Raw genomic sequence first — 12833 nt, forward strand, 5'->3', positions numbered from 1 at the left:
TTAAAAGCTGTTCTGAAGGGTAAATATAACGTGGATCTTTAAATGGATGTAAAATAAAACGTTGCGGAGGAACATGAAGAATGTGAGGGAAAGCATTGATTGTTAATATCCTGCAAATAATAACAATATAATGTGTGAAGACACCTGAAAATGTACGAGAGTAACATCAATGACAAGAAAATGATCAGAATTCGGAGAACACCGAGATGAGGAGGACATATGAAAACAACCAAGGTCTCATTTTTTGTACTTACACTGGTTTTACTCCTAGTGACGGGGTTATCCGGATGGGCGGGGGATGCCAATGCAAACTCCAATTCAGGTAAAACCTATGTGATCGGCACGGACATTACATTTGCACCGTTTGAATATCAAGATGAAAATGGGGATTTTGTAGGCATCGATATGGATTTGCTGGATGCGATCGCCAAAGACCAGAACTTCAATTATCAAATCAAAGCCCTGGGATTTAATGCTGCAGTGCAAGCTCTGGAGTCCAATCAGGTGGATGGCGTCATTGCCGGAATGAGTATTACAGATGAACGAAAACAAAAGTTTGACTTCTCAGAGCCTTATTATCAATCAGGCGTAGTGATGGGGATTAGTGCCAATAATGATACTGTAAAAAGCTACGAAGATCTTCGCGGTAAAAAGGTCGCTGTGAAAACGGGCACAGAAGGATACAGCTTTGCTGAATCCATCGCTTCAAAATATGGCTTTACCATCGTTCCGTTTGATGATTCATCGCAAATGTATGATGATGTGAAAACCGGTAATTCGGTTGCATGTTTTGAAGATGAACCTGTTTTAAGATTTGGGGTGAACCAAAATAACGGTTTGAAAATCGTTACCGATAGAGAAGATGGGGCTTCCTACGGATTTGCGGTAAGTAAGGGTAAGAATCAGGAACTACTTAAGATGTTTAACGAGGGTTTAACGAATATTAAGGTAAGCGGCGAGTATGAACGTATTAAAGAGAAGTACCTTGGTGAAAATGCCCTAGTGGCAACCCAGAGTCGTTGGGAATTGATTCAGAAATCGCTTCCTTCGCTGTTCAAAGGTTTGGGAAACACACTCTTATATACGATTGTATCTCTGTTTTTTGCCTTTATCATCGGCTTGATATTTGGCTTTATGAAAGTGGGACAAAATAGGTTTCTTCGTGGTGTTGCGACCGTATTTGTGGATATTTTCCGCGGGATACCTTTGATTGTCCTGGCCTTCTTTATCTATTTCGGGATTCCGCAGGCTATGGGCTTTACCATGCCACTGTTCCTGGCCGCCATTCTGACACTGAGTCTTAACGCAGGTGCATATGTAACCGAAATTATTCGTGGCGGGATTCAATCGATTGACCGTGGACAGATGGAAGCCGCCCGTTCATTGGGTCTTCCTTATCGTAAAGCTATGATGAAGATCGTAATTCCTCAGGCCATACGGGTTATGATCCCTTCATTTATTAATCAGATGGTCATTACACTGAAAGATACGTCGATCTTATCCGTCATTGGGCTTGTGGAGTTGACGCAATCCGGTAAGATTGTCATCGCAAGGACGTTCGCCTCTTTTGACATTTGGTTAGTTGTTGCGATTATGTACCTGATTGTTATCATCACATTGACTAAAATCGCTGATTATCTGGAGGTGAAGGTTCGTCGTGGGTAAAATTATGGTTGAAGGATTAAAGAAAAGCTTCGGTTCGAATCAGGTTCTAAAGGGAATTGATATGTCCGTCCTCGAAGGTGAGGTTGTCTGTGTCATCGGACCTTCAGGTTCGGGTAAAAGTACGTTTTTGCGTTGCATTAACCAATTAGATGAGATTACGGCTGGACGGGTTATTGTGGATGATCGGGATCTAAATGATCCCAAAACGAACATTAACAAAGCACGCGAGAATATTGGCATGGTGTTTCAGCATTTTAACCTATTTCCCCATTTCAGCGTGCTTAAAAATATCATGTTTGCACCCAGAGAACTGGGGATATTAAATGAAAAAGAAGCCCGCGATACCGCACTTCGTTTACTTGATCGTGTTGGTTTGTCGGATAAAGCAGACAGCTATCCAAATCAACTATCAGGCGGACAGAAACAACGTGTAGCTATCGCACGGGCGCTTGCCATGAACCCGGATGTTATGTTATTCGACGAACCAACTTCGGCGCTGGACCCCGAAATGGTAGGCGAAGTACTCGGTGTAATGAAAGACCTTGCGAGCGAAGGCATGACGATGATGATTGTTACCCATGAGATGGGGTTCGCCCGTGAAGTTGCGGATCGGGTTATCTTCATGGATGGTGGATTTATCGTAGAACAAGGGACTCCCGAAGAGATATTTGGAAATCCGAAGAATGAGCGCACGATCAGCTTCCTGGAAAAAGTACTCTAAAGCTCCAATTTAAACCCCCTCAAGAGCAAGTTCTTGAGGGGGGTTGGTCTGAATTTAGTTTGAATTGGTCGCGTTTCTTGTGTTCTTTTTTTTACAAAGACGAAAATCGGTCCAGCAAATTTTGTCGGTATTTTCTATTACACCATCTTAAGTTTATCGAGTCACTCCTGGCAGCTTATTGCGGCTCAGCTCCTGCAGGCAATATATGTAGCCATTGTGATGGGGAACGGACTAAGCTATTTCACGGATGTGTTGCCTCATTCACCGGGACTGTCCACGACCCTCTATTACAATGGCTCCATTATGGGTCGTCTTGTGGGAAATATGGGTGGTGGTATTCTTGCTCAGATCATATTTCTCCTTATTGATCCTATGGGCGACAAGGGTTCATTCAAAAGTTAAACCAGCAGCAGGGCATTCCCTGTAGTTGGTAGTTCTTAATCCGCCATTTCCATTCTCATAAGAAAGAGGCAGGCAGGTATTCACCCAGGTGAATCTTGTTTAGCCTTCTTTTCCATTTGCGATGGTCTTTTCGGCCGTCGCATAAACCAATCGGTTGCGGACAAGAGAGGGGAGAAAATTTAGATAGAAAAAGCTGACGGCTATCGTGCATAATGCCAACATGTAATGCAGCCAGGTGACCGATAACTATACTGGAAAGGAGAGAGCGATGCCTCCCAAAGCCACTGAGTGCCCAAGCATCATAATCGGATTGATCAATGAATTGACTCGACATTTATTCTACGGGGGAACAAGCTCCGGCATCCATCTGCCAAGCGCGATGTTAATGGGAGCTATGGCAATTCCCACCAACAGGATGAGATTTTCGGGGCTTAAATGCCATATTTCCAATCACGGTGCCTAGCTGCGACGCAAAAGCCGCAATGAACAGCTTGCAGAATGTTGGATTACAAAAGCGTCTTCATTCTTGCTCCCCCTAACGTTACGTCTCTTCGATTGATACTGGATGGAGTAGACTTTTTAAATAAAGCATAAGGGCTTCATACTGCATTAAAGTATTCGCTTTTTCGGGACCGATTGTGATGTAGTGGGTCATAATTCCCTCCTGAAAGGAAGCAGCAAGTCTGGAGATGTCCATAACGCCATGACGGTGAGAATTCTTCACGTTCCACACCGATCCGAAGAAGGTCCGCAAATTGTGCGATTCCCTTTTCGTAATCCATCTAGAAATGAATGCGAATCACTCTTCCAAATGGAAATTTTCCAACGAATGTGCAGTCATTTGCATGTTTTTAGCGTAGTCGATTTGGAAAATACAGGAGTAAATCACGTTTAATACGTAATCGAAAGCAATTTGTGATGAAAATGTACCGATCTTTGCGTGTTTTGTTTCGTCATTCGGCACCTGGATACAGATCGTACTCATTTTGGCCAACTCACTTTGATGATTAGCAGTAATCGTGATGAATGGAATTTTTTCTCGCGAGAAATGTTGAGCTGCTTTTAGGAAAATGGGTGATTTGTCATGGTAGGTCAAAAAAATGGCGCAATCCTGTGTCGTAAGATTTATGGTGTGGTAAGCCCATTCGGATAGCTCTGTTGTGATCACGACGTATTTATTGATTTTAATCAGTTTATTCTGAAAGCTCTTCGCGCGAATTTGAGAATCACCCAATGCATAGATGAAGATTCGTTTTGCCTGATCCAGCAAATGAGCCGCTTCTGATAGAGAGGTTTCATCCATAAAGGCAAAGTTTTTCTCAATCGTTTCTTTCATTAGTTCAGCAATATCTTTTGCTACCTGGAGTGAGGATTCACCAAGAGCGAATGGATAATTGGGATCGATATTGGAGATGTTCTGAGCATCCTGCTGAAACTCTCGAGCAAGCTTAATACTGAACTCCTTGAACCCCGAAAGTCCAAGCTTATGAGTCAAGCGGTTTATGGCAGAATGTGACGTGTATGTAGCTTTGGCTAGCTCTTGAATATTGAATTGAAGCATGAGTTCCTTGTGCGTCAGAATATAAGAAGCAATGCTTTTTTCATTTGGTGTAAAGTTGTTCATGTCTGTTAATTGAGTCAATATTTTCAATAGGTTCACCCCGGATTCATTGAAATAACGTTGATGTAGAGCGTTCAGTAAACATTTTGTTTAAAAATAGGGCATTAGAAATACAAATTATTGGTCAAATATACCGTAATTTCTTCAAAGCTCCTATGGAGGGTTTTCTTCTTCTATAATAATTGAAAAAGAGCCTTAGGGGGAATTCACATGTTGACCATCGGTTACATTGGCAATGGCAAAAGTACGAATCGTTATCATCTTCCTTTTTCATTAAATCGAGATCATTTAAAAGTAAAAACAATATACGCCCGTCATCCGGAGAAAACGGAATGGGAGAAAATGGATGGTGTTCTTTATACAGATGATCTTGCAGTTTTAATGAATGACGATGAAATTCAGTTAATAGTGGTCTGTACACATATCGAATCCCATTATGAATATGCAAAGATGGCGCTCGACCACGGAAAACATGTACTTGTTGAAAAACCTTTCATGCTTAGCAGAGAAGAAGCCGAATTCATTTTCCAGTACGCAAAAGAAAAAAATCTACTGATTCAATGTTATCAGAACCGACGATATGATTCGGATTTTCTGACGACCAAGAAAGTGATCGAATCAGGAAAGCTTGGTGATCTGTTGGAAGTGGAGATGCATTACGATTATTATCGACCGGAGATCCCGCATGCTACCTCCCATTTTTCCAAATACAAAAGTTATTTATACGGGCACGGTGTTCACACCATTGACCAGGTATTATCCTATTTCGGGCAACCGGACAAGATTCATTACGATGTTCGTCAATTGCTGGGCCCTGGCAGAATGAATGACTATTTCGATCTGGATTTTTATTACGCTTCCCATAAAGTATCTGTCAAATCGAGCTTTTTTCGCTTAAAACCCCGCCCGAGTTTTGTAGTATACGGCAAAAAGGGGGTATTCGTAAAACAAACGGAGGATCGTCAAGAGGAACATCTGAAGTTATTTTATCTTCCCAAAGGACATCCCGATTTTGGTAAGGATTTGCCTCAGCATTATGGCGTATTAACGTATCTGGATGACGCAGGAATCTATCATGAGGAAAAAGTAGTATCTGAACAGGGGGATTATGCAAGAGTGTACGACGACCTCTATGAAGCAATCAACCATGGCAAAGAAAAAGTGATTCAAGACAGAGAAACCATAGCAGTTATGGAAATATTGGAAAAAGGTATGAAGGAGTGTAACTAACATGAAATTGGGAATTGTCGGAGCCGGAATGATTGTAAGGGATCTATTGAGCTTTATTCATGAAATTCCTGCAATTACGTTGAGGGCCATCTGCTCCAGACCTAGTCATTTGGAACAATTGCTGTCTCTGCAAGAGCAGTATGGTATTGCCCGAATATACTCGGAGTATAGCGATATGATTGCAAATGACGAAGTAGATACGATCTATGTCGGACTTCCAAATCATCTTCATTATGCCTATGCCAAAGAAGCGTTATTGAGCGGCAAACATGTCATCTGTGAGAAGCCGTTCACTTCCACCCTGCAAGAATTTCTTGAACTTAAAGAGATTGCACAGCAAAAACAGCTGGTGTTGGTCGAAGCTATCACAAACCAGTATTTGAAGAACTATTTGTCCATGAAGGAGAAACTGCCCAAACTGGGTGACATCAAAATCGTGGAGTGTAACTATTCCCAATATTCATCCCGCTATGCGGCTTTTCAGGCCGGAGAAGTGCTGCCCGCATTTAATCCGGAAATGTCTGGTGGAGCCTTGATGGACATTAATTTGTATAATATTCATCTCGTCGTGGGGCTTTTCGGGAGCCCGAAGAAGGTCGAGTACTGGGCCAACATGGAACGCGGGATTGATACTTCAGGCATGTTGCTTTTGGACTATGGCGAGTTCAAGTGTGTTTGCATAGGTTCTAAAGACAGCACAGCCCCTAATGCAATGAACATCCAGGGTAATAAAGGATATATCCAGATGACGAGCTCTACCAACAAATGTGAATCCTTTAATCTTGCTCTTCATAAGGAAACACCGATTCGGGTAGATGATAAGGATCATCCTCATCGTATGTATGACGAGTTTGTTGAATTCGAGCGTATGATCCGCGAACAAGATCTTGGGAAAGTTACAGCTATGCTTGAGCATAGTGAGAAGGTTATGGAGGTTATTGAACTAGCCAAGCAATCCGCAAATCTTGTATTTGGACCTGATCTATAATTTATTCTGAAATTTCTGATCGATTGTATCTTTTTGTGCAATTCCCAAGATGACGTGTTAAAATGCGGTGAATGATATAAAAATTCATTTGCTAGTGAACCAATAACAGTCTTCTTGGGGAGTATTTAATGATAACGATTAAAGATGTAGCAAAGTTAGCGGGTGTCGCGAGTTCAACCGTATCTTGTGTACTTAACAGCAAGAAATATGTAAGTGAGCACACAAGACAGAAAGTACTTGCAGCAGCAAATGAGCTTAATTACATCAAGCACGGAGCCGCATCCGAATTAAAACGTAAACAAACACAAACTATCGGTGTTATAGTTCATGACATGTCCGTCCCCTATTTTTCCGACTTGGTGAGCGGAATTGAATCCAGCGCTATAAGTCAAGGATACGACCTGATCGTATGCAGTTCTTTAGGTGGAGAGCGCTCTACAGCCGCACGCTTCATCAGGGAGAGAAGGCTGGATGGCGTGATTGTAATCGCTGAAAACATTGAAGATGAATTATTGCTGCAGGCTGCCGAAACGGGATTTCCTATTGTTGTGATGGACCGGGAACTCCATAGTAAGCATATTGTAAATGTTCTGATGGATGATGAGCAGGGTGGATATATGGCAACCCGTTTCCTTCTGGATAAAGGGCACCGCGCAATAGCGTATATCAGCGGACCTTTAAGTTCAGATTGTAATCTGATGCGATATCAGGGTTATCTGAGAGCTATGCATGAAGCTGGAGTGGAAGAGAATGAGAATTGGAGAATGGGCGGACAATTTTTGAAAACAGGTGGTTACAACGCAGCCAAGTTGCTAATGGAAGGAGAACTTCCAACGGCAGTCTTTTTTGCAAATGATGAAATGGCCATTGGAGGCTTGGAGGCATTTAAAGAACATCAGGTCTCCATACCCGAAGATCTATCCATTATCGGTTTTGACAACATACATTTATCCGAATACCTTAATCCACCGCTTACCACTTTTCGACAACCCAAAACAGATGCCGGCTCCCTTGCCGGACATGTTCTAATTCAAATGTTAAAAGGAGAGGCTGTAGAATCGACTTATAGGATCAATATACAGTGTGTCGAACGCGATTCCGTTTCCTGTTATTCTATTATTAAAAGCTAAAAAGGCGGGACTGCTTATGTCCGTGAGAAGCAAAAAAATAATTAAGGCTCCACATGAGCTGGAACGTGCACCAGACAAACAAGGAAGCCTAAAGCAGGACGGGTTATCCGTCATTAAATTCTGCTTGCACACACAAGGGACAACAGGTTCCTATTTTCTGAAAGATCACATGTTGTTGTTCGTCATATCTGGCGTGTATACGGTTCGATTCAAGGATCAGGAGTACACCGTGCGCAGTAATGAAATGGTTTTTCTTCACAAATCAATTCGAATTGATTACATAAAGTCGGGAGAATCCGGCTCTGAATTCATGCTGGACTACATGATGTTTTTCCTGAACGAAAATATGCTTGAGGAATTTGTTCAGTTCTCTGGCTTCAAACCTACGAATACCTTAAATGAATTCATTCCGGTGTCCATTATTCCTGTCAACGAACTCACTCGCTCTTATATAGCGTCATTGAAACCCTATTTCGAAACACCGGAAGAGGTAAAGGACGGGCTGGTACGGATCAAGTTCATGGAACTCCTGTTTCATCTGGCGCATGCCAACGAGCATTTCTTACATCAACTCCTGCAGCCGAATCATGATAAAAACAGTAACTTCGGCAAAATGATAGAAGAAAATATTACCAATCCCATATCCATAAGTGATCTGGCTTATTTGTCCGGCAAAAGCCTGTCTACCTTCAAAAGGGACTTTCAGGCTGCATACCACACTTCACCTCTGAAATGGATTCGTAATCAGAGACTGGATAAAGCCAAGAAACTGCTGGCAGAGACGTCTCTGTCTGTCACGGATGTCTGTTTCTCAACAGGTTTCGAAAACGTTGCCCATTTTTCCAAGGTGTTCAAACTTCAGTTCGGGCTTCCACCGTCGGAATATAGGCTGCAATGCAAGCACAGTGAGGAAAAGATAAAATAAGCTCATCTGAACCTCTTCAGCCTCTAAAAAGATAGTTATGTACCGTTTTTGTGCAAAGCGCTTCGCGATAAAATGTCGTGAAACGCTTTTTTGTTTATCTTTGGAGACAAATGGGCTAAATAAACAAATCAGATGAACTTAATAGCAAAGAAACGTATCTGTTTTCTTGTTATTCTTGACTCATGGGTACGGTGTTGTGGCAAACAAAAATAACTGAGGAGAGGATAAACAAATGGAATATGTTAAATTGGGAAATACAGGTATGGATGTATCTCGGCTTTGTCTTGGCTGTATGGGCTTTGGTGAACCAGGGCGTGGATTTCATCAATGGGTATTGGATGAGGAGAATAGTCGTCCCGTCATTCAAAGAGCTTTGGAGATCGGTATTAATTTCTTTGATACGGCAAATGTATATGCAGGCGGAACAAGTGAGGAGATCCTGGGGCGGGCTCTCAAGGACTATGCAAATCGCGATGAAATTGTCCTTGCGACAAAAGTGTTTTCCCGCATGCATGATGGTCCGAATGGCGCCGGACTTTCTCGAAAAGCAATTATGAGTGAGATCGATAAGAGCCTCAAGAGACTGGGAACCGATTATGTGGATCTGTATCAAATTCATCGCTGGGACAACCATACCCCGATCGAAGAGACTATGGAAGCATTACATGATGTGGTGAAGGCAGGGAAGGCAAGATATATTGGCGCTTCTGCCATGTCAGCATGGCAATTCCAAAAGGCTTTATATGTTGCCGAGAAAAATGGATGGACCCGATTTGTATCGATGCAAAACCACTATAACCTGATCTACCGTGAAGAGGAAAGGGAAATGATGCCTTTATGTCAGGAAGAGAAAATCGGTGTAATTCCATATAGTCCACTTGCTTCTGGTCGACTGACCAGAGATTGGGAGGAAACGACAAAACGTTCTGAGACTGATCAGGTGCAAAAGGCAAAATACGATGCAACAGCCAGTACCGATCGGTTGGTGGTAGAGCAGGTTGCAGATATCGCAAAAAAACGCGGCGTTCCCCGGGTCCAAATCGCCCTTGCCTGGTTGCTGCACAAGGATCCGGTTACAGCTCCGATTATTGGCGCTACGAAGATATCCCATCTCGAAAATGCAGCTGAAGCTCTGTCGATTACGTTAACATCTGAAGAGATTGCATGTTTGGAAGAGCCTTATGTTCCTCATCCGGTATATGGGCTTAATGTGGGATTTAAGTAATGTGAGAAAAGACCGAATAGGTCAATGAATTAGAGACAGGATGGCTATCAGTAACCAACTTGTCTCTTTTTATATTATTTTTTAAGATATAGTTGGATTACATTATTGATGTTTGATAACCATGGCGATTGAAAAGTAGCTACCAATGAGCTTCGGGAAATATTGAATTTAGCAAACAGGAAGTAGCACAGAGGATTTCTAAATTGATATAAGTAGGTGTGGTTTTGACTCTAAATATCGTTAACAGCGAGGTGCACAGCCTTTTTGATCAATTTACCGATCTGATTCAAGGGAAATTCAGGCTTCAAAAATGGGAGCAGCATATTACGATCCCACACGAGATGGGACAAGGAAGTATTCACAGAACACGAATCCGTCCTGGTATGGAAATCGTTATAACCGACGTGACCTATGTCCAGGATATGAGACTTCGTATTCAGGAGGCTTGTCCGTTATTTGAGATAAGTTATTGTCTTAATGGCGATATTTATTGTGAATGGGACGGGAAGGAAAGCCATACCAATCATTGGACGGGCAACGTATTATTTTTCGAGGATGAATTGGTGTATGAAGAGAAAAAAGCGGATGTCCGGCATCATATGCTTGAAATTCGCTTATCCCCGCAGGAACTGCTGTATTATGCGGCAGATCTAACCGAGGAACAGAGAATGCAGTCTTGGCTGCAGCGATATAAAGGGAACATTGATAACTATCCCAATACACCGGAGATTCATCGTTGTGTGTCGGATATGTTGAATTGCTCGTATGATGGAGCCTTGAAACGGTTGTACATGGAGAGCAAATCCATGGAACTGATCGCTTTGTTTGGTGAAGTGGAAGGACATCAGGCGCTGAATGAAAAATGCTTCTTGAGCCGTGATGATCTGGCGAATCTTGATTATGCCAGGGAATTGGTCATTCGCCACTATGAACAGCCCTTATCGATTCAGGAACTGGCGAGAAAGGTTGGGCTCAATGAATTCAAGCTCAAAAAAGGATTTCGTGAACGCTTTGGCATGACTGTATTTGAGCTGGTGCGTAAGCAGAGAATGGAAATGGCGCTTTATTATATGGAAGTACAGCGAATGAACGTCGGAGAAGCGGCCGTATCCGTAGGCTATAGCAATGTCAGCAATTTTGCAGCAGCTTTTCGTAAGATTTATGGATATAATCCAAGTGAGCACCTCAAGATGTTATCTCAGTGGGATGCAAAAACCGATTAGGACAATTTAAAAGGAATTTCGGACATGGCTATCATGTCGAAATTCCTTTTTTAGTTCCCACGCACTCCTTTTATAGGGATAGAAAATCCCTTTGCAGGTAGACCTCCTCTCCCTATTAACTGATAATTGTTATCAATTGAAGGTTGGAAGAGAGGGATCATGATCATGCATCAATTAACTGCTGCAACTACAAGAGAAGCACACACGGTACCTCAGGTGGATCCGCGCCGCTGGATGGCTCTAGCTCTGATTTTGTTGCCGACGCTACTGATTTCGCTGAATAACTACATGATACAGGTGGCTCTTCCGTTGATGCAGTTGAGCGTAAAAGCAAGCTTTGGCGAGGCCCAGCTTATTTTCTCGGGATATTCTTTAGGACTTGCCGTTGCATTGATTCTGGGTGGGAAACTGGGCGATTTATATGGTCGGAAACGTATATTATGGATCGGGGTATTGGGTTTTACCCTGATGGGTCTGCTCGGAGGAGTAGGTTCTAATCCAACGATGCTCATTGTCATTCGTATCATCCAGGGTCTATCGGCAGCAATGATCCAACCTCAGGTTTTGTCCATCATGCAGAGCAGCTTCCCGGCGAACGAAAAAGGGCTTGTTTTTGCCATCTATGGTGCCGTTATCGGTGTAGGTTTTACACTTGGCATCATTTTGGGCGGCTTATTATTGGACTGGAATCTGTTTGGTCTTGGTTGGAGGATCGTTTTTCTATTTAATGTGCCTATTGGACTGCTAGTAATAGCAGGGCTCCACATCGTTCCCGAATCAAAGGGGCATCGCAAGCAGAGTATTGACTGGCTCGGCACTGCTTTGGTCATGCTTGGATTGCTTATGCTCATTTATCCGTTGACGATTGGGCAAAAACAAGGATGGCCGATATGGACTTGGGGATGTCTGTTGTTATCACTGTTGCTGCTGATCCTATTCGTTCTTCGACAGAAACGGAGGGAGGACGCGGGGCGCACGCCGTTAATGGAGCTATCCATTTTCAAAATAGACTCGTTTCGGATCGGCATTTTCACAGAAATCGTTGTATATCTGAGCATGTTCTCTTTTTTCTTCATCTTGAATTATTATGTTCAGGCGGGATTACAATTCGATGTTCAATCAACCAGTCTTGTTTTTTTGCCACTAGGCTTTGGATTTTTCGCTACTTCCTTATTATCCTCGCGGCTGGTGAAAAGGTGGGGAGATGTTGTATTGAAAATAGGGACATTTACCATGGGGACAAGTATATTTTTGCTGATTTGGTCTTTGCATGCCGATACCGTTCATTTGTTCCATTTCCACAATATATTGATACTCTTGGTGTACGGGCTTGGTCTGGGCATGGCAACAACGCCGCTTGCCAATACGATCCTGAATTGTGTGCCAACGGCCTCGGCAGGAACCGGATCGGGACTGTTCACAACCTTTATGTATTTGGCGAACACATTGGGCGTGGCAATAATCAGCATTTTGTTTTCTGCCGCACTGCGCTCGCCCCTTGATGAGGCCGGACTAGCGGATTATGTAAGAGCCTTTTCCATTTCAAGCGCCGCGAGCGGCGGACTTGCCTTTGCTGCTTGTGCCTGCATTTTCCTGTTAAAAGAAAAGTGACGTAATTGCATTCTTGAAGTAATCTGCATCAAAAGAACAGCCCGGAAGGCATAAGTGCCTTTCAGGTTGTTTCGTTTGGAGCAAAACAACAG

Annotated in this window: 11 protein-coding genes; 10 read left to right on the forward strand and 1 reads right to left on the reverse strand. The window is 42.9% G+C overall.

The genetic code is table 11. The features are described from left to right. The first annotated feature begins 219 nt into the window (after positions 1 to 219). The 3 genes from AMS66_RS16615 to AMS66_RS31800 all read left to right on the forward strand — a co-directional run bounded on the left by AMS66_RS16615 (position 220) and on the right by AMS66_RS31800 (position 2788). Positions 220 to 1665, forward strand: a complete 1446-nt coding sequence (locus AMS66_RS16615) for an amino acid ABC transporter substrate-binding protein/permease (protein WP_053781875.1) — start codon at positions 220 to 222, stop codon at positions 1663 to 1665. 4 nt (positions 1666 to 1669) lie between these two features. Next, positions 1670 to 2386 (forward strand): amino acid ABC transporter ATP-binding protein, encoded by a 717-nt coding sequence (locus AMS66_RS16620; protein ID WP_373456367.1) that lies wholly within the window; start codon positions 1670 to 1672, stop codon positions 2384 to 2386. Between the two features lie 219 nt (positions 2387 to 2605). Continuing rightward, positions 2606 to 2788: a hypothetical protein gene (locus AMS66_RS31800; protein ID WP_053781876.1), complete on the forward strand. Its 183-nt coding sequence runs from the start codon at positions 2606 to 2608 to the stop codon at positions 2786 to 2788. A 799-nt stretch (positions 2789 to 3587) separates the two neighbouring features. Here the strand turns inward: AMS66_RS31800 and AMS66_RS16630 are convergent. Continuing rightward, complete coding sequence (locus tag AMS66_RS16630) at positions 3588 to 4439, reverse strand: MurR/RpiR family transcriptional regulator (protein WP_053781877.1); 852 nt, start codon at positions 4437 to 4439, stop codon at positions 3588 to 3590. A 180-nt stretch (positions 4440 to 4619) separates the two neighbouring features. Between AMS66_RS16630 and AMS66_RS16635 the strand changes: the two genes are divergently transcribed. The 7 genes from AMS66_RS16635 to AMS66_RS16665 all read left to right on the forward strand — a co-directional run bounded on the left by AMS66_RS16635 (position 4620) and on the right by AMS66_RS16665 (position 12741). Then, positions 4620 to 5639, forward strand: a complete 1020-nt coding sequence (locus AMS66_RS16635; RefSeq protein WP_053781878.1) for a Gfo/Idh/MocA family oxidoreductase — start codon at positions 4620 to 4622, stop codon at positions 5637 to 5639. A 1-nt stretch (position 5640) separates the two neighbouring features. Beyond that, the gene (locus AMS66_RS16640; protein ID WP_053781879.1) at positions 5641 to 6627 is read left to right on the forward strand and encodes a Gfo/Idh/MocA family protein; all 987 of its coding nucleotides are present in this window, start codon (positions 5641 to 5643) and stop codon (positions 6625 to 6627) included. A 128-nt stretch (positions 6628 to 6755) separates the two neighbouring features. Beyond that, positions 6756 to 7757, forward strand: a complete 1002-nt coding sequence (locus tag AMS66_RS16645; RefSeq protein WP_053781880.1) for a LacI family DNA-binding transcriptional regulator — start codon at positions 6756 to 6758, stop codon at positions 7755 to 7757. 16 nt (positions 7758 to 7773) lie between these two features. Beyond that, a complete protein-coding gene (locus AMS66_RS16650) occupies positions 7774 to 8682 on the forward strand; it encodes a helix-turn-helix domain-containing protein (RefSeq protein ID WP_053781881.1) in 909 nt (302 codons plus the stop codon). 232 nt (positions 8683 to 8914) lie between these two features. Continuing rightward, positions 8915 to 9907, forward strand: a complete 993-nt coding sequence (locus tag AMS66_RS16655; protein WP_053781882.1) for an aldo/keto reductase — start codon at positions 8915 to 8917, stop codon at positions 9905 to 9907. A 218-nt stretch (positions 9908 to 10125) separates the two neighbouring features. Continuing rightward, entirely contained in the window at positions 10126 to 11130 is a 1005-nt protein-coding gene (locus AMS66_RS16660) for a helix-turn-helix transcriptional regulator (RefSeq protein WP_236703453.1), read from the forward strand. Between the two features lie 159 nt (positions 11131 to 11289). After that, complete coding sequence (locus tag AMS66_RS16665) at positions 11290 to 12741, forward strand: MFS transporter (protein WP_236703454.1); 1452 nt, start codon at positions 11290 to 11292, stop codon at positions 12739 to 12741. Positions 12742 to 12833 lie beyond the last annotated feature (92 nt).

The organism is Paenibacillus xylanivorans (assembly GCF_001280595.1).
Lineage (GTDB): Bacteria > Bacillota > Bacilli > Paenibacillales > Paenibacillaceae > Paenibacillus > Paenibacillus xylanivorans.

Bases quoted from the DNA above. Each gene is read 5' to 3' on its own strand.
- AMS66_RS16615 (WP_053781875.1), top strand. From the start codon at position 220: ATGAAAACAACCAAGGTCTCATTTTTTGTACTTACACTGGTTTTACTC.
- AMS66_RS16620 (WP_373456367.1), top strand. From the start codon at position 1,670: ATGGTTGAAGGATTAAAGAAAAGCTTCGGTTCGAATCAGGTTCTAAAG.
- AMS66_RS31800 (WP_053781876.1), top strand. From the start codon at position 2,606: ATGGGGAACGGACTAAGCTATTTCACGGATGTGTTGCCTCATTCACCG.
- AMS66_RS16635 (WP_053781878.1), top strand. From the start codon at position 4,620: ATGTTGACCATCGGTTACATTGGCAATGGCAAAAGTACGAATCGTTAT.
- AMS66_RS16640 (WP_053781879.1), top strand. From the start codon at position 5,641: ATGAAATTGGGAATTGTCGGAGCCGGAATGATTGTAAGGGATCTATTG.
- AMS66_RS16645 (WP_053781880.1), top strand. From the start codon at position 6,756: ATGATAACGATTAAAGATGTAGCAAAGTTAGCGGGTGTCGCGAGTTCA.
- AMS66_RS16650 (WP_053781881.1), top strand. From the start codon at position 7,774: ATGTCCGTGAGAAGCAAAAAAATAATTAAGGCTCCACATGAGCTGGAA.
- AMS66_RS16655 (WP_053781882.1), top strand. From the start codon at position 8,915: ATGGAATATGTTAAATTGGGAAATACAGGTATGGATGTATCTCGGCTT.
- AMS66_RS16665 (WP_236703454.1), top strand. From the start codon at position 11,290: ATGATCATGCATCAATTAACTGCTGCAACTACAAGAGAAGCACACACG.